This window comes from Ruegeria sp. CDSC068, from assembly GCF_059610545.1.
The window spans coordinates 15,083-32,608 of record NZ_JBXWNV010000002.1; the positions used below are offsets into that span (position 1 = coordinate 15,083).

Annotated in this window: 14 protein-coding genes; 6 read left to right on the plus strand and 8 right to left on the minus strand. The window is 57.6% G+C overall.

Annotation, left to right across the window (positions count from 1 at the left end; translation table 11 throughout):
- Nucleotides 1-10: 10 nt before the first annotated feature.
- From AC2FID_RS04870 to AC2FID_RS04885, 4 genes are all read right to left on the minus strand, one after another.
- On the minus strand, nucleotides 11-2,431 hold the full coding sequence (locus tag AC2FID_RS04870; RefSeq protein ID WP_496835682.1) for a GcvT family protein: 2,421 nt from the start codon (nucleotides 2,429-2,431) through the stop codon (nucleotides 11-13).
- A gap of 110 nt (nucleotides 2,432-2,541) precedes the next feature.
- The gene (locus AC2FID_RS04875) at nucleotides 2,542-2,781 is read right to left on the minus strand and encodes a hypothetical protein (RefSeq protein ID WP_496835569.1); all 240 of its coding nucleotides are present in this window, start codon (nucleotides 2,779-2,781) and stop codon (nucleotides 2,542-2,544) included.
- Nucleotides 2,782-2,840: 59 nt separating this feature from the next.
- On the minus strand, nucleotides 2,841-3,995 hold the full coding sequence (locus AC2FID_RS04880; RefSeq protein WP_496835570.1) for an aromatic ring-hydroxylating oxygenase subunit alpha: 1,155 nt from the start codon (nucleotides 3,993-3,995) through the stop codon (nucleotides 2,841-2,843).
- Nucleotides 3,996-4,094: 99 nt separating this feature from the next.
- Entirely contained in the window at nucleotides 4,095-5,000 is a 906-nt protein-coding gene (locus tag AC2FID_RS04885) for a LysR substrate-binding domain-containing protein (RefSeq protein ID WP_496835684.1), read from the minus strand.
- Nucleotides 5,001-5,556: 556 nt separating this feature from the next.
- On the opposite strand from AC2FID_RS04885, the gene AC2FID_RS04890 reads away from it, so the two are divergent.
- The 5 genes from AC2FID_RS04890 (at nucleotide 5,557) to AC2FID_RS04910 (ending at nucleotide 11,741) form a co-directional block, all read left to right on the plus strand.
- Nucleotides 5,557-7,383: a BCCT family transporter gene (locus tag AC2FID_RS04890; protein WP_282121115.1), complete on the plus strand. Its 1,827-nt coding sequence runs from the start codon at nucleotides 5,557-5,559 to the stop codon at nucleotides 7,381-7,383.
- Between the two features lie 156 nt (nucleotides 7,384-7,539).
- A complete protein-coding gene (locus AC2FID_RS04895) occupies nucleotides 7,540-9,087 on the plus strand; it encodes a trimethylamine methyltransferase family protein (RefSeq protein ID WP_496835686.1) in 1,548 nt (515 codons plus the stop codon).
- Between the two features lie 76 nt (nucleotides 9,088-9,163).
- Nucleotides 9,164-10,267, plus strand: coding sequence for a mandelate racemase/muconate lactonizing enzyme family protein (locus AC2FID_RS04900; RefSeq protein WP_496835687.1), 1,104 nt, complete (start codon nucleotides 9,164-9,166; stop codon nucleotides 10,265-10,267).
- 11 nt (nucleotides 10,268-10,278) lie between these two features.
- Nucleotides 10,279-11,010 carry an SDR family NAD(P)-dependent oxidoreductase gene (locus tag AC2FID_RS04905; protein ID WP_496835689.1) on the plus strand — a complete coding sequence of 244 codons (732 nt, stop codon included), beginning with the start codon at nucleotides 10,279-10,281 and terminating at the stop codon, nucleotides 11,008-11,010.
- Complete coding sequence (locus tag AC2FID_RS04910; protein WP_496835691.1) at nucleotides 11,007-11,741, plus strand: SDR family NAD(P)-dependent oxidoreductase; 735 nt, start codon at nucleotides 11,007-11,009, stop codon at nucleotides 11,739-11,741. Before AC2FID_RS04905 ends, AC2FID_RS04910 begins: the two co-directional genes overlap by 4 nt.
- 4 nt (nucleotides 11,742-11,745) lie before the next feature.
- Here the strand turns inward: AC2FID_RS04910 and AC2FID_RS04915 are convergent, their stop codons facing one another.
- Genes AC2FID_RS04915 through AC2FID_RS04930 form a run of 4 tightly spaced genes read right to left on the minus strand, consistent with a single transcriptional unit; the run spans nucleotide 11,746 to nucleotide 16,218 of the window.
- Nucleotides 11,746-13,086, minus strand: coding sequence for an NAD(P)/FAD-dependent oxidoreductase (locus AC2FID_RS04915; RefSeq protein WP_496835692.1), 1,341 nt, complete (start codon nucleotides 13,084-13,086; stop codon nucleotides 11,746-11,748).
- Nucleotides 13,083-14,579, minus strand: a complete 1,497-nt coding sequence (locus AC2FID_RS04920) for an aldehyde dehydrogenase (protein WP_496835694.1) — start codon at nucleotides 14,577-14,579, stop codon at nucleotides 13,083-13,085. Before AC2FID_RS04920 ends, AC2FID_RS04915 begins: the two co-directional genes overlap by 4 nt.
- A gap of 3 nt (nucleotides 14,580-14,582) precedes the next feature.
- Nucleotides 14,583-15,500, minus strand: coding sequence for a dihydrodipicolinate synthase family protein (locus tag AC2FID_RS04925; RefSeq protein ID WP_496835695.1), 918 nt, complete (start codon nucleotides 15,498-15,500; stop codon nucleotides 14,583-14,585).
- Between the two features lie 7 nt (nucleotides 15,501-15,507).
- Nucleotides 15,508-16,218: a GntR family transcriptional regulator gene (locus AC2FID_RS04930; protein WP_109310760.1), complete on the minus strand. Its 711-nt coding sequence runs from the start codon at nucleotides 16,216-16,218 to the stop codon at nucleotides 15,508-15,510.
- Nucleotides 16,219-16,355: 137 nt separating this feature from the next.
- On the opposite strand from AC2FID_RS04930, the gene AC2FID_RS04935 reads away from it, so the two are divergent.
- A complete protein-coding gene (locus AC2FID_RS04935; RefSeq protein WP_496757330.1) occupies nucleotides 16,356-17,306 on the plus strand; it encodes a GlxA family transcriptional regulator in 951 nt (316 codons plus the stop codon).
- Nucleotides 17,307-17,526 lie beyond the last annotated feature (220 nt).

Here is a 17,526-nt window from a genome sequence, read left to right on the forward strand (position 1 = left end):
CACGGTTTATTCAGCCGCGTAGGATTTCGCCATTTGGATCAAAAGGCGGCTCGGACAGAATGGTCGCCTTGTGCGGACGTCCCAATACCATCACCTCGACCTCATCCCCTGCTTTGGCATCGGTTACAAAGCCAAGCGCCAGAGACATGCCGACGGAATAACCATAAGCGCCAGAGGTCACGCGGCCGATACCCTGACCATTTTTGAAGACTGGCTCACCGCCGGTCGCGTCGGCGTTCGACGCGCTGGTGTCAGCCTCATCCAGATGCAAAAGGACAAGCTGTTCGCGGGCAGGGTTGGCTAAAACGGTCTCGGCTGCGTTCTTGTTCAGAAAGTCTTTGCTGAACTTGCACAACCGATCCAGACCTACCTCATGCGGCCAGTATTCGGGGCTGTATTCGCGGCTCCACGAGCCATATCCTTTTTCGACCCGCAACGACATCAGTGCTCGGCTTCCCACTGGGCCTGCGCCAAACTCCTGACCGACCTGAAGCAGGGCGTCATACAGGCGGGCCTGATCTTCGGTGGCACAGTGAACCTCCCACCCCAAATCACCCGTGAACGAAACCCGTAGGGCCAGTACTTCGATTCCGGCCAGTTCGATTTGGGCGGATCGCATGAAGGGGAAATCCTCGGTGGCCAGCGAGGTATTGGTCAGGCGCTGCAATAACTCGCGCGATTTTGGGCCAGCGACGTTGAACCCGCACACGGCCTCGGTCCGGCTTTTGAATGTGGTGCCATCGGGCAGGGGGACCTGTTTGAAGAACCGTTTGTGATACCGCTCGGCCAATCCGGATCCGATGATCCAAAACTCGTCATCGGCCACACGGGTTACAGTGAAGTCCCCGGCGATGCCCCCGCGTTTCGAGATCAGAGGCGTAAGACAGGACCTGCCGACCGATTTGGGCATGGTGTTGGTGAAAACAGCATTCAGCCAGTCCTCGCCTCCCGGTCCCTTGCAGACATATTTGGCAAAGTTCGAGATATCGATGATCCCCGCGCGCTCACGCAGCATCCGGCATTCCTCACCCACGGGTTCCCACCAGTTCTGACGGGTAAAGCCATTAGTGTCTTTGGTTCCTGGCGTATCCGCGAACCACAAGGGGTGCTCCCACCCTGCGTTCAGGCCAAACACTGCGCCTATTTGAGCTTGCGTGTCATAGATGGGGCGCGTGCGCGCTGGGCGGCCTGCGCTGCGTTCCTCGTTCGGGAAGTGGATCGCGAACCGGTGGGCGTACTGGTCCTGAACGCGGGTCATTGTGAACTCTTTCGTCGCCCAGTCATCGAACCGAGCCATATCCCAGGCGAACATATCGTACTGCGTTTCACCCTCGATGATCCATTGCGCCGCCATCAGGCCCATGCCGCCAGATTGTGAGAAGCCGGGGATGATACCGTTGCAACAGAAATAGCCGTCGACCTCGGGCACTGGTCCCATCAGCACGTTGCTGTCGGGCGACCAGATCATCGGCCCGTTGATAACCCGCTTGATACCGGCTTCACCCACGGCGGGCAGACGTTCGATGGCGTTCATCATATTTTCTTCGATCCGTTCCAGATCGTCGGGGAAGAGATCATGCGCGAAGTCGAGTGGCGTGCCGTCCTCGGCCCAGAATTTCATGTCCTTTTCATAGGCGCCAACCAGCAGGCCCTGACCTTCCTGCCGCAAGTAATACTCGCCGTCACGATCACTGACCGAGGGCAGCCGGGTGCCATGCGCTGCCACGTCCGCCATTGTTTCGGTCACGAAATACTGGTGCTCAGTCGGTTGTAGGGGCAGCTCAATTCCGGCAAGTTTGGCGACTTCGCGCCCCCACAGACCGGCGGCATTGACGACCCAAGGGGTGTGGATGTCGCCCTTGGGTGTTCGTACGATCCAAGTGCCATCTTCTTGCTGGTCAGTCGCCGTGACGGGGGTAAATCGATGGATCTCGGCTCCGCGTTGCCGGGCGCCCACCGCATAGGCGTTTGTGACGCCCGATGGATCCACATTGCCACCGTCTGGTTCGTACATCACGCAGCGGATGCCATCGTAGTTGACCAGCGGGTTCAGTCGCTGGGCCTCTTCGATGCTGATCTCATAAAAGTTCATGCCGTAAAGCTTGGCCTTAGCGGCTTGCAGCATCAGCTGATGTTCGCGTTCTTCGGTTTGAGCGAGGTAAAGCGAGCCGGGCTGGAACACGCCGCAGCTTTGGCCGGTTTCGGCCTCAAGCTCTTTGTACAGGTTCATCGTATAGTGCTGAATGCGGCTGATATTGGTGCTGTCGTGCAGCCCGTGGATGTTCGCCGCGGCGTGCCAAGTGGACCCGGATGTCAGTTCATCCCGTTCCAGAAGAACCACATCCGACCATCCCAGTTTGGTCAAATGATAGAGGATCGAACACCCGATCACCCCGCCGCCAATCACCACCGCCTGTGCATTCGTTTTCATGAGCCTGCCGTATCAAAGTTGGTCCCGTCGCCATGTGTCATCATCGCGATGGCACCGGCAACGGACATAAATTTCATGTTGGGTTGAGTGAGTTTAATCTGAGGCTAAACTCAGAAATCCAGCTTTTGGGCGCGGTCATATGCGACTAGCCGCTGGTTCAGCGCGTTAGCCTCGGGCGCGCCGGATTCCAGCGCGAAAACAAAAGCATGCGTGAGGTAGAAACAGGCCGCGTCAATGTCTTGCGCCGCTTCGTGCTCATCCGCGGCCAGGGTGTATAAGCGGATCAGATTGGCATGATCATTGCGATCATGTGCGTCCAATAAAAGGCGATCCAGTTCCTGTTTGTCCATGGGCGTCCCCTTCTAAGATCAACCGGTCGGCCACTTGGCAACCGACCGACTAAAAGAGGTTAATCCGCGCGACCGTTTTCGACTTGCGTCGCGACCCAATGGTGGAAGTTATGCGTCGGCCCGTCCATAGCAGGCGAAAACCGTCCGCCGTCGAACAACATCCCGTGTCGGCCTTTCTGCATGCCTTCGACCACAAAGACATCCTCTTCGAATACCGTCTTCCACAGCTGCGCGTTCGAAGCACGCAGTCCATCCTGCTGCGGAGTGTCATCAATGCTTTTGGCATAGTATAGCTCGATATGTTCGACGGTGTTTTCCTGATCGACCGGCTCCAGCACAATGGCAAATGCGTGATCGCGCTGCACGCCCAGCAGAACGTTTGGATAAACCGCAATATACTCTGCGCCTTCGTTCCACTTGTCGCTCAGCCCGTCAAAATCCGGGAAGGTTGCGCCGTCCTGATCTGTCAGTTGGCGGTAAACCAGGGTCCCTTGACCCGAATACTGACCGCGCTCTTCGATGTTGTAGTGATCCTCCAGCCGCGAATAACTGTTCAGACCGGGATGCACCCATGGCAGGTGATAGCTTTCGCAATAGTTCTCGACCGCAAGCTTCCAGTTGGTCTTGACCTCAAGCTTGAATGAGGACGTTTCACCGCCGTGGAAGACGGGTTTCTCAAATTCCTTCCAACGTTCCAGCAGGGGGCCGTGTACCTCTTCGAATTCCGGTGCTGTGCCGTCAACATTCACAAAGATCACGTCGCGCCAGACGTAGGACCGCACGCGGATCAGACCCAGGTCTTCGCGATTGACGTCTTCGTGCTTGTTCTGGCCGGGACCACCCACATGCGGGGTTGCGCGCAGCTCGCCTTTCAGGCTGTAGCACCAGCTGTGATAGGGGCAGCGGATTGCGCCGCCGATTTTGCGCGGCGTGTCTACCAGAATCATCCCGCGGTGGCGGCAGGTGTTTTGAAAAACGCCAACCTCGCCGTCTTTGTCCCGGACAATCAGCAGCGGCATGCCCAGAAAATCGACTGGTTTTGCATCGCCTTCTTCCGGAACATCCTTGCCGAAGCCGATCCCGGACCAGTTGGCATACAGCACAGAACGCTTTTCTTCGTCAAAAACGGTCGGATCGATGTAATGTTCGTTCGGCAGGCCATTTGCGACGTTTACATCGGCCAGAACGGAAGACAGCGCGCTATGCTTGTTCATCGGGCTCTCCTGAGGTTTTGCTGGATGCTATTAATCCCTATTGGCGGATTGAACCTGTTGGTCTCAATATCAGAAAAGCTCATCAGAGAGTGATTTCACCTAAACCGAACCTTCTTGAACCTCTTGAACGATCCAGTTCTTCAGGGCGCGGGCGCTATCTGAGAGCTCTTCGTCCGGGCGTCCGACCAGGTAAAACTGGTTCGGAGCGGGCACTTGGTGTGTGCCAATAGGAACCAGTTTGCCTGATTGCAGCATGGGTTGGATCAGCCGCTGCCAACCCAGCGCCAGCCCGGCACCCTTGCGCGCAAGCTGCAGCGCGACGGAATAGCTGTTGACGCGGGATTCAATGGGCACTGTGCCATTATATCCCAACTGCTGGAACCATTCGGGCCAGGTGGTCCAGGTGCGGTCTTCTGACTCCAGATGGATCAGCCGTTCAGAAGTCAGATACTCAAGACCGGCATCCGCAAGCCTTTCTGCCATTTCTGGGCTTCCGACCGGGACTAGCTGGTCGCGAAACAGCGGAGTGTGTGACAGGTTGGGATCGCTGTCCCGCCCATAGCGAATGAAAAAGTCGACGTCAGGCCGATCGCGAAAGGGGCGATCCTGTGACAGTTGATCAACATTGACTTCGGGCATGTCCCGCCAGAACCGAATGACAGCCGGAGACAACCACAACGCGGCAACCGCGGTTGTCGATCCTACGGTCACCTTTCCCGCCGTGGACCGGTCGCGGATCATGCTCAGCGTTTTTGAGATGCGCCCGAAGGATGTGGACAGCGCGTCATAAAGCGCCTTGCCATCCTCGGTCAGATCAACGCCGCGATGCTTGCGTTGAAAGAGAGGTGTGTCCAGATCGCCTTCTAGCGCCTTGATCTGGTGGCTGACCGCGCCGGGTGTGACAGACAGTTCAACGGCGGCGTTCTTAAAGCTCAGGTGGCGGGCGGCGGCCTCAAAAGCTGACAAGGTTGTCAGCGGCGGCAGGTTGTAGTGGCGTCTGGACATGGAAGCTGGTGAATCGTTTTTCGGTTTAGTTTAATTTTTATCAACTCAGTTTTAGTTTTTTTGAAGGTGAAAGCTATAGCGCTTTTGATGATTTGATGTTTTTCTGGCTCAAGTTAAAGGCGGATGTCGCATTTTTCGTCAATGCGTCGGTTCTGGCCGAATTTAGAACGGAGCGCCACTATAGTCAGTTCTACCAACAAACGTTGTGTTTTTCGGGCTTTTCGAGAGAATTTTCCGGGCGTCGCAAGACGGTACTGCGACGCAATGATGTCCCGAACTGACAAACGGGAAAGGTCGAAAGGGGACGTGAAGGAGGCGCGAACCCATTCCCAGTTGGTAAGACCGAGTATCGCCTGATTGCACGGTGTGTTGAATTCAATGCAACTCAGAAGGCGTAAGACCATGCGGCGGTGCCGCATTTCTGAAACACAGAAACGAAACAAGAAAGAGCCGATACGTCTGCTGCAGCACCTTCCCCATCGTTCGAGGCGATTGGGCGAATTGCGTGAAATGCAGAGGCAGTTTCGCAATTGATACAGCACCACGGAGGAGCAACATGTCGATACCCGAACCCTTTACGGATCTAGAGATAGAAACGGCCGATGCCGGATTCTATGAAAATTACAGCGTCCCAATCGCCCTAATCAGTAAGGGCATCATGGTTGCCCTTGTACTGTGGGCACTTGTCTTCCCGGCCAATGCCAACAGCACACTTGGCAGCTGGAATGGAAAGCTGCTGGAAATCTTCAACAGCTTCTACGTGGTCATTGTCGGCCTGTTTGTCATCTTCCTCGTCATTGTTGCCATCCTTCCAACGACCGGAAAGCGGGTTATGGGAACAGCGGGCGAAAAACCCGAGTTTTCGAACTTCTCCTGGTTCTCGATGATGTTTGGAGCGGGTCTGGGTGTCGGCCTGATGGTTTTTGCCACCGCTGAACCGTTGGGCCTGTGGGGATCGAACCCCGAAGTCGTGGCCGGTGCAGTTGCAGGCAATGATCCAGAGTCCGTTCAATCCGCGTATCGGTATACTTTCCTGCATTATGGCTTTCATGCCTGGGCAATTTACGTGGTGACCGGCCTGTCGCTGGCCTACTACGCCTATACTCGTGACATGCCTCTGACCATTCGTGCGGCTCTTACCCCGCTTTTCGGTCGTCTGATGAACGGTTTTCTCGGCCACGTCGTTGACGTTCTGGGCGTTGTTGCAACGATCCTGGGTGTGTCCGTTACGATCGGGTTTGGTGTCAGCCAGTTCATCGACGGTCTGTATGCAATCACCGGCATGGAATGGATCATGGATTTTGGCGGTGAAGTACCCACGCCAAGCAAGGTTGGTCTGATCGCGGGTCTGGTTGTCATCATGGGTCTGTCGATTATTTCGGCGGTCTCGGGTGTTGGTCGCGGTGTTAAATACCTGTCGAACCTGAACCTTGTTCTGTCGATCATCCTGCTGGGCACCTTTGTGATCTTCGGCTCGTTCGTATTCGCCATGACAACCTATGGCACAGCACTGTTTGACTACCTTCTGCACTTCCTCTCGCTGAGCTTTGGTGCATACGGTCCGTTGTCGACCGAAGCGTTTGCAGCGGCTCTGCCTGCAGAAGCGCAGGCGCATGCGGCTGATCTGGTGGGTGGCGCAACCAACGCATGGGGCAGCTTTGACGGCTTTAAAAGCGGTCTTGAAGGTGCTGCGGCTGAGTTGAGTGATGACACGCTGGCGGCTGTTTACGCCGCAGGCGAGCAAGGCCGTCAGTTTGGCTGGCAATCGGGCTGGACCACCTTCTACTGGGCTTGGTGGATTGCGTTCTCGCCGTTTGTGGGCCTGTTCCTGGCGCGCATCTCCAAGGGTCGGTCTGTTCGTGAGTTCATTCTTGGCTGCGTACTGGCGCCGGCGCTGGTTTGCTTTGCCTGGATGACTGTTCTGGGTGGCACTGCGATTGATCTGGAATTGGCTGGTGCAGCAGAAGGCGCGATCATCGGTGCGTCGAACACCAACAAGCTGTTCGTGACGCTGTCTTACATGATCGACGGTGGGCTTCTGTCCATGCTGAACGTCATGTGCGTGATCCTGATCATGACCTTCCTAGTGACTTCTGCGGACTCAGGCATTCTGGTTATGAACACCATCATGTCCGGTGGCAGCCAGGAAACCGGCGTCAAGCACCGTATCATCTGGGGTGTTATCCTGACCGCCGTGATCGGTGCGCTGATCTTGGCCGCTGGAGAAAACAACCCGATGGACGCGTTGCGCAATGCGATGATCATCGGTGCTCTGCCCTTTACGGTTGTTATGGGGCTGATGATGGTTTCGCTGACCAAGGCGCTCTATCGTGATGGTCGGCGCGACAAGCATGCTGATGCAAGCACGCAGGCGGCTGAATAAGCGCAGGTCTTAATGCCAAAACAGACGCCGCCCCAGTTGGGGCGGCGTTTTTCGTTCCGGGTTCCCGTGTCGTTTCCTGCAAACAGATATCGCAATCAGTGAGGTGCGCCGGTGCCGAATCCGTCAGTCTGATCAGCAAGATTGGAGGATTGCCCCGTGAACATTCGTACCGCGACACGCTCGGGCGGACGCTCTGCCCGTCGCGCCCTGCGCACTGCCCCGAACTTTGAAATGCTGCCCGGCCTGACCAGAGGTATCCCCTTGTGTGAGGTAATGGATGGTGCTCAGGTCGAACGCATCGACACTGCTTCGATGGATATTCTGGAAAATGTCGGCGTTCAGTTTCGCGACCCGATTGCGCTGAAAGACTGGAAAAAAGCCGGAGCCAAGGTCGAAGGGGAGCTGGTTTACCTCGACCGTGGTTTGGTGCGTGAGTTGATTGCCACCATACCCAGCGATTTCACATATCACGCGCGGGACCCGAAAAAGAATGTGCGGCTGGGCGGTAAACACTCGATCTTTGTGCCTATGACCGGCGCTCCATTCCTGCGCGATCTGGACGACGTGCGCCGAAATCCGTTGCTGGAAGATCTGGCGATGTTCCACAAACTCAGCCACATGATGCCCGCGCTGCATTCCTCGGCGCATCACATCGTGGAACCTTATGACCATCCGATCAGTCAACGCCACCTGCGCATCACCTATTCGTCGATGAAACACTCGGACAAAACGTTCATGGGCATGACCACCTCACCCAAGAACGCCGAAGATGTGATGGATATGTGCGCGATCCTGTTTGGCGAGGAATTCCTTGAAGATCACCCGGTGACCACCGGTAACTGCAATGGCAACTCGCCGTTGGTGTGGGACGAAACCATGCTGGGTGCATTGCGGGCCTTTTGTCGTCGCAATCAACCAGTGCTCTGCTCACCCTTCGTTCTGGGGGGGGCCAACACGCCCGCATCTGTTCCGGCCACGGTGGCCCAGTTGAATGCCGAGGCGCTGAGCGCACTGGCCTACACGCAGGTCATCCGCAAAGGGGCTCCGGCGATCTATGGCCACTACCTGTCGACCGTGTCGATGAAATCCGGTGCTCCGATGGCGGGTACACCCGAGATCAGCCTGATGAATTTCATGATTGGCCAGATGGCACGGCATTATGACGTCCCTTGGCGTACTTCGAACACGTTGGGTGGGGCCAAAACCTTTGATGCTCAGGCCGGATATGAATCTGCCACCACCTTGCAGGCAGTCATACATGCGGGTGCCAACTACATCTGGCACTCGGCCGGATGGAATGAGGCCGGGATGCACTGTTCCGTGGCCAAGTTTATCGTCGACGCCGAACAATGTGCGATGGCGTACCGCATGGCCGAGGGGCCAAAGTGGCACGATTTCGATCAAGCCCTCGCAGCGGTTCCGGATGTTGGGCCCGGTGGTCATTATCTTGGTCACCCCCATACACAGGACAATTTCCAGAGTGCGTTCTTCATGCCCGAGCTGTTCGACAACAACTCGATCGAACAATGGCAGGCAGAAGGCAGCATTGAAATCACCGCGCGCGCCCTGAACCGCGCACGCGCGTTGCTGGCCGAGTATGAAGAACCCAAACTGGATGAGGCGAAAAACGAGGCCTTGCTGGACTACATCGCCCGACGTGAGCGTGAAATCCCGGCCGCTGATGAGCTGAACCAAAGTTACTGAAGTTACTCCCCCGCATTCCACCCGCCCGGCCAGTTGGGCGGGTTTGTCCCTTCAATAGCAGTACGGAACACAAGCCGTGAAAATCGCTGAAATTCACATCTATAGCCACGATCTGCCTGTCAAAAACGGCCCCTACACAATGGCCAATGCCGAGGTCTGGGCGCTAGACACCACATTGGTCAAACTGGTGGCCGACAACGGGTTGGTCGGATGGGGCGAGACCTGCCCGGTTGGCCCCACTTACGCCGAGGCCCACGCCGCTGGTGCTCGGGCTGCGTTGGCTCAGATGGCCGAAGAATTATTGGGTGCTGAGATCTCTCCGCTAGGACTGCACCGACGAATGGGCGGCCTTTTGAACGGACACAACTATGCCAAGGCGGCTATCGACATCGCGGCACATGATCTGCTGGGCAAGCAGTTTGGGATCAGCGTGTCGGAACTTCTTGGCGGTGCAGAAGTAGACAAGGTTCCGTCATATTATGCGACGGGGGTTGGGGCACCCGACGATATAGCCGTTCTGGCTAGGGAAAAATTGGCCGAAGGTTACCTGCGCCTGCAAATCAAAGTTGGTGGTCGACCGGTTGAAATCGATATCGAAACCATCCGCAAAGTGTGGGAGGCAATCGGCGGGTCAGGCATGCGGCTGGCCGTGGACGGAAACCGCGGCTGGACAACCCGTGATGCGTTGCGTGTCAGCCGCGAATGCCCGGACATTCCGTTTGTCATGGAACAACCCTGCGATACGATCGAAGATCTGCAAAAGATACGGTCACAAGTGAGCCACCCGATCTACATGGACGAAAATGCCACCAATCTGAATACGGTTATCACTGCGGTGGGCACTGGTCTGGTGGATGGGTTCGGCATGAAAGTCACGCGGATCGGTGGCCTGCAGTCCATGCGCGCGTTCCGAGATCTCTGCGAAGCGCGGAATCTGCCCCATACCTGCGACGACAGTTGGGGAGGGGACATTATTGCCGCAGCATGCACACATATCGGCGCGACTGTTCGACCCGATCTGCTGGAAGGCGTTTGGCTGGCTGCGCCATACATCGAAGGCAATTACGATGCCCAGAATGGAATTCGCATTGAAGGCGGGCATATCCAAGTTCCAACCGGGCCGGGGTTGGGCGTCGTTCCCGACGAAACCCGCTTTGGCGCGCCGGTCGCATCTTTCTGATGGAGCATATCATGGAGTTTGCGGGAAAATCAGCTTTGGTCACGGGCGCTGCAGGGGGGATCGGAACCACTCTGGTGCGCCGCCTACGTGCCGCCGGCGCGCAGGTTGCCGTTGCTGACCGCCTGACTGACGGGATCGAGGCCGAGGCCCATCTGCCTGGTGATCTGCTGGACCCGACCTATGCCGATGCACTTCCGCAAAGGGCAGCAGATGCGCTGGGCGGGTTGGACATTGTTGTTAACAACGCAGGTGTCATTACGCGGGGTGCCGTTACCGAAACCTCGGATCAGGATTGGTCCCTGTCACTGGGAGTGAATGTCGAGGCCCCATTTCGCATTTGCCGCGCTGCGATCCCGATTATGGCTGCGAACGGAGGAGGGGCGATCGTAAACACCGCATCCTGCTGGGGCCTGCGCCCCGGTCCAAACCACGCTGTCTACTGCATGACCAAGGCAGCGATCGCTTCTCTGACCCAATGCATGGGGATGGACCACGCCCATCAGGGCATCCGCATCAACGCCGTTTGCCCAAACGAGGTTAACACGCCTATGCTGCGATCCGGGTTCGCCAAGCGCGGGTTCGATCCGGATACCGCGGTAGCCGAACTGGGGCAGACTGTTCCCCTGGGCAGAATTGCCGAACCTGAAGATATTGCCGACGTGATCCTGTTTTTGGCCTCGGATGCGTCGCGGTATGTGTGCGGTGCGTTGCTGGAAGTGAATGGAGGCAAGCCGGTATCATGACCCGATTTAATGGCAAAACCGCTCTTGTCACCGGCGGACGCAGCGGGATCGGTCGGGCCATTGCTCAACGACTGGGTCAGGAAGGGGCGCAGGTGTTTACCGCGCAACGTGGGCAAGATCCCAGGTTCGAAGGGATCGAGGCAGATTTTGGTGATCCGAGCGGCCCGCAATCTGTGGTCAATCAGGTCGTTGAGCGGGCAGGGCGTCTGGATATCCTCGTCAACAACGCGGGCATGATGCAGGAAGCCCTTGTCGAAGACATGAGCCTGGGGGATTGGCAGCGCAACCTGACAGTCAACCTGACGGCTCCTTTTTTGCTGATCAAGGCGGCACTGCCTCATCTGCGGCAGACGCAAGGGAACATCGTCAACATCGGCTCGATCGAAGGATTGGGCTGTAATCCGGGCCATGCGGCCTATTGTGCGACCAAGGCCGGGTTGCACGGCTTGACCCGTGCCGTCGCCGTGGATCACGGGGCGGAGGGGGTCCGCTGCAACGCGGTGGCACCCGGCTGGATCGACACTGAACTGAACATGGGTTTCATTGACGCTCAGCCGGACCCGGATGCATTTCGCCGCGACATTGGCCGCATCCATCCCGTCGCCCGGACTGGCCGACCAGAGGAGGTCGCGGCAGTGGTAGCGTTTCTTGCGTCCAAGGACGCCAGCTTTGTCACCGGTCAGATTTACACGGTGGATGGGGGTCGCACGACCAAGCTCAGCCTGCCCTGACAGGTCATTCCTTTCCTGAACGCCACTCTTTCCAAATCAGATAGCTGTTTGCACCCAGTGAGGCGAACGGCTCGGGTGGTAGGCGCGGCGGCATCGGTTGGGTCAGGAAATGAGCCGCGATGTCCGATCCGCCCTGCGTGACCAATTCCGCCACTGCCATGCCCTGCAATGTCCCTCGGGCAATTCCCAAACCGTTCTGACAACAGGCCGAGAAGACGCCCTTGTCCAACGCTCCGAACGCCGCTGATCCGTTTCGGCTAAGGCAAAGCATTCCGGCCCAACGATGCTCCATTCGTACATCGGGCAGATGCGGAAACCGTTCACGAAACTTGCGGTCATGCACCCACCCTGCATTGCGCAGGCGCATGGGGCTGGTCTCGATCGTCGGGTGGAAGGTCGAGCAGGTGCGGATCAGCAGTCGATCCCCATAACTGCCCGAGACGCGCCGGACCGACGTGCCCATCGGATCGGCTGGGGTGACGGCCCAGCGGGGCTGGCCTCCCAATGTCTTGATCTGTTCAGGCGTCAAACGCTCGGTGATCGACGCGTAAAGGCAGATATGCATCAGTCGGCGTTCGTAGAAGCCAAAACTCTCCAGATGGCCGTTATTGGCCAAAATGACCTGGCCCGCTGAAACCTGCGCTTCAGGTGTTTTCACCAGCCATCCCGCGCCTTGTTTTTCAAAGCCGGTAACGGGAGAGTTTTCGAACAGATCAACCTGTGACGACAGGTGAGAGGACAGAGCCCGAATGTAACCGGCGGGCTGGATCATCACTGTGCCGGGTGCATAGAGGCCCGAGCTGTAGTGCGGGCTGCCCGTGATCTCTTGCATCTGTTGGCGGTCATAAAGCGTGCAGGGCTCTCCCAACCGATCCAGATGTGCGGCGAATTCGCGGTTGTGCCTGTCCCCGGCTCGTGTGGCGGCGGCGTTGAACTTACCGCATGGGTCGAACATTTCCTGCGGCAGCTCGCATTCTTCAGCCACGTTCGTTGCAAATCTTATTGCGCGGCGGTTTAGGGCTATGGTTGCGCGGTCCGCTTCCAGCCCGCCCCCGGCGTAATTGTCCGAGGCCAGATCATGGGGCAGATCGATCATGAAGCCCGAATTGCGGCCAGCGGAACCTTCGGCGAAACGACCAGCCTCTAGCAGAACAACCTTGAGCGCCGGGTCAAGCTGGCGCAGCCGGCGCGCAGCGCTCAGCCCGGCAAACCCACCACCGACAATTGTGACGTCGGCTGAGATGTTCTGTTCAAGTCGGGGTAGCGATGTTTGGGGCGGCAGAATGGCGTTCCACCCCGCCGGCCCGGTCTGTCGTGGCAGCCGTTTTGCAGTATAGGCCGTCAATCGATCGCCTCGTCCGCGTCATCGGCCAGATCAATCCAGATGGTTTTCAACTGGGTGTACTGGTCGTGGGCATGGACCGAGTTGTCGCGGCCACCAAAACCGGATTGTTTGTAGCCGCCGAAGGGGGTGGTGATGTCACCCTCTCCGAAGCTGTTCACCGTCACGGTTCCGGCGCGGATCGCCCGTGCGCCGCGTATGGCTCGCTTGGCGTTAGCCGTAAAGATCGAAGCACACAGGCCATAGTCGGTGTCATTGGCAATCTTGATGGCCTCGTCAAAGCCAGACACTTCGATCACCGACAGAACGGGACCAAAGATCTCTTCGCGCGCCAGAGTGCTGTGATTGCCGGGTACTTCGACCACGGTCGCTTCGACAAAACCCTTGTTGGCATTGCCACCAATCACCACGTTTTCGGCTTGTTCTAAGTAGCCGCAGACCTTGTTGTAGTGGCCTTCGCTGACCAACGCACCCATTCGGGTTTCCGGGTCCAGCGGATCACCGATGTTCCACTGCTTCGCGTGATGGGCGATCCGCTCCAGCAACTCGGCCTTTACGTCCTTGTGCACGATCAGACGGGACGAGGCGGAACAATTCTCACCCATATTCCAGAACGCGCCATTCACGACATGGGCCGCCACGCGGTCAAGGTTCTCGGCGTCATCCATCACGATGGCCGGGTTCTTGCCGCCCATCTCCAACACAACCTCCTTGGCGTTGCTTTCCGCCGAATAGGTCAGGAACCGTTTGCCAGTGACGGTCGAGCCGGTGAAAGAGACCATGTCGATATCCATGTGTCGACCAATCGGCTCACCGACATCAGCACCGCCACCCGGAACGATGTTCAGAACGCCACGCGGCAGGCCCGCCTCCATCGCCAGTTCCGCGAGGCGCAGGGCGGTCAGCGTGGTTTCGGTTGCCGGTTTCACCACGACGGAACAGCCCGCCGCCAGCGCTGGCCCGATCTTCCACGCCAGCATCAGCAGCGGGAAGTTCCACGGCAGCACCAACCCCACAACTCCGATGGGTTCGCGCACCACCATGGCGATGTGGTCGTCGCTGGCGGGCGAGACCTGATCATAGATCTTGTCGATCGCCTCGGCATGCCATTTCAGGCAGTGGATCGTCTCGGGTACGTCCACGGTTTCGCAGTCATAGATGGTCTTGCCGCTGTCGATACTCTCCATCACTGCCAATTCACGGGCATTGCGGGTCATCAACTTGGCCAGTCGGATCAGTATGTCCTTGCGATCCGAGGGGTGCATCCTGGACCAGCGTCCATCGTCAAACGCCTCGCGCGCTTTTTCGACGGCAAAATCCACATCCGCCGCGTCGCAAGCGGCAACATCGGCCAGTTTCTCGCCTGTAGCGGGGTTCACCGTCTCAAAGGTCTTGCCTGAGACAGCCGGGCGGAAAGCGCCGTCGATGAAGGCCCCGGTGGGCAAGGTCAGGCCCGCAGCGATGGATTTGTATTCGTCTTGTGTCAGCAATTCCATGCCTTAGCCCTCCGCCACGATATCTGCGATTGTTTTCTTCATCACGCGCGTCACCTGTTCCAATGCGCGTTTGTCATCCTTGTTCAGCCCCTTAAGCGGGGGCCGCATCGCGCCTGCGTCGACCCCGTTCATGGTGACGCCATGCTTGATGGTCTGGATGAACTTGCCGCCCTGTTCCAGCACCCGCATCAACGGCATCATGGCGGACATGATGCGGCGGCCCTTGGCGAAGTTCCCTTCGACAACGCAGGCTTGATATAGTGCTACATGTTCGGCTGGCAGGAAGTTCGACCCACCGCAGACCCAGAACGGTGCGCCCCAGGCGAAGAATTCCAGCGCCTGATCATCCATGCCGCAGCCAAGCTGGATATGCGGGTAATCCCGCGCCAACAAATGCACCCGGTTGATATCCCCCGAGCTTTCCTTGATGCCGCAGAAGTTTCGGCTGCGACCCACACGGTCAAGGAATTCTTCCCCCATCATCGTACCGGTGCGGTGCGGGTAGTTGTACAACATCACCGGCAAGTCAGCGGCCTTGTCGATGGCCAGCGCGTTCAGGGCGTTTTCCCGATCGGTCGGCACCGAATAGGGTGGGCTGGCCAGCAGGATCGCGTCCGCGCCAATCTCACGCGCGCCCGAGGCCAGCGCGATGGAATCCGGCGTCAGCATCGCGCCGGTTCCGACAACCAGAGGCAACCGGCCTTTCAACTGCTTATGCGTGAACGACGCCAGTTCCAGTCGTTCTTCGACAGTCTGGGCATAGTTCTCACCCGTTGACCCGCCCGATATCAGCCCGTGCACACCATTCTCTATCAGGTATTCGATCACGTGGGACAGGGCATCCCAGTTCACGCCGCCATCTTGGTGATAGGGCGTGACCACCGGGGTATAGATCCCCTCAAATCTAAAAATCGGGTTCATTCCGTCCTCATGCAGGTTTCGAAAGGGGCGGGATACCCATCGGGATATCCAGCGCAGCAGGCATCACGAACAGTTCGATTTGGTCGCGTGACAGGTTCCAGTGATCCTCGGCCAGCTGCGCAGCAGCCGCCTCATCGCCCGCCTCGATGGCGGCGATGATGGCGTCATGCTGGCGACTTGCCTCGGACAGGTTCTCGGTCTTGTGCGCGGATTGGGGTCTATAGAAGGTCATCCCGATCCGGGCATGGTCGATCAGCAACCGGTTGAATGATGGCCGCAAGTAGACATTGCCTGACATCTCTCCGGTCACATCATGAAAGCGGTTATTGGCCAGCGCCCGATCTTCGGCGGATCCGGATTGCAACGCAGCCTTGAACGCCTGTTGCGCGTCTTTCAGGTCGTTGATCTGAGTTCGTGTGGCGTTCTGCGCGGCAAGTCGCAAAACCGCGCCATAGACCATGGGTGCAGCCAGAAAGAAGTCACGCAGGGTGGTATAAGACATCTCGGATACCCGGGCACTGCGGTTGGTGCGCAAGTCCAGATAGCCTTCGCCCGCCAGTTGCCGGAACACTTCGCGCAACGGTGTCCGGGACAAGCCGAAAGCGTCGGACAGATGCGCTTCGTCCAAATCGGTGCCTGGTTGCAGGCGCAGCGTCAGGATCGACACTTTCAGGTGCTCCATCAACTCTGCCTTACGGGATTTGGCGTCGTCTTTCATCCGTTCCTCCAACAGTCGCTGCGCGAATCGTGTCGGCTAATTCGTTCATTCTCTGTATTCTAAAAAAATACAAGTTGTATACAGAAAAGAATCGTGCAGCATAGGCCGTCGACCACGTCAAACTGAAACGGACGTCTATGCGCCAACCCCGTCACATCACTTTCATCCTGATCGAGGAATTCTCGCATCTCGCCTTTTCCTGCGCGGTCGAGCCGCTGCGCATTGCCAACCTCGTCAGCGGTCAAGATCTGTATGAGTGGTCTTTTGTATCCGAACACAGCAAGCAGGCCGTCTGTTCCAACGGGTCGGTGACTTTGGTTCATGGTGGACTGAATGCGCTGCCAAAGACTGACCAGCTGTTCGTGCTGTCAGGTATTCATATGCGCAACCATGTCTCGCGCCCTTTGCTTGCAACCCTGCGGCGCGAGCGGGCGAGAGGTACGGCCATCGGCGCTTTGTGTTCGGGCGCGTGGTTGCTGGCCGAGGCAGGATTTCTGGACGGGATGCAGGCCGCTATTCACTGGGAATACCATGATGCCTTTATGGAAGCCTTTCCCGAAGTGAACCTGGTGCGCAGTGTCTTTGTCGCCGATGAAAAGCACATCACCGCCTCGGGTGGCACGGCGACCGCCGACCTGATGTTGCACCTGATTGAAAGGGACCACGGCGAGGAGTTGTCCATCGCGGTTGCTGACCAGATGGTCTACAACGCCGTGCGCAATGCCACGGCCAAACAGCGCGTGTCCCTTCAATCGCGCAACGGGATGCGTAACGCGCATCTCGCCAAGGCAATTCATATCATGCAGGACTGCATCGAGGCACCGGTTTCCCCATCTGATATTGCCGGGGATCTGGGGATATCAACGCGCCAGTTGGAACGGCTGTTCGGTAAATACCTCAACACGTCGCCCAAGAAGTACTTTATGGAGCTTCGGCTGGAGCGCGCCCAGAAGCTGTTATTGCAAACCGAGGCATCCGTGACCGAAGTGGCAATGGCCTGCGGGTTCGAAAATCCGGGACATTTTTCGCGCGTTTACCGGTCGAGTTTTGGCGTGACGCCACATGCTCAAAAGAACAAGATAGACTAAGTGATAAGGACGGGGGGAGCGTCTCTGTCCTAAGGCGAGCCTGGCTGAACAGGCGCTCACCCCCTGATCCTGCTTCGTACCCCCTCGTTAAAACTTTACTGGTAAACTGGTCAGCAGGATTGAGTATTCATACATATCGAAGTGGGCATAACTATTACAAGATCGTGTCAGATATGTGTGCTTTTTGTTTAAAACATTAACGTTTGCGGTGTTCACCAGT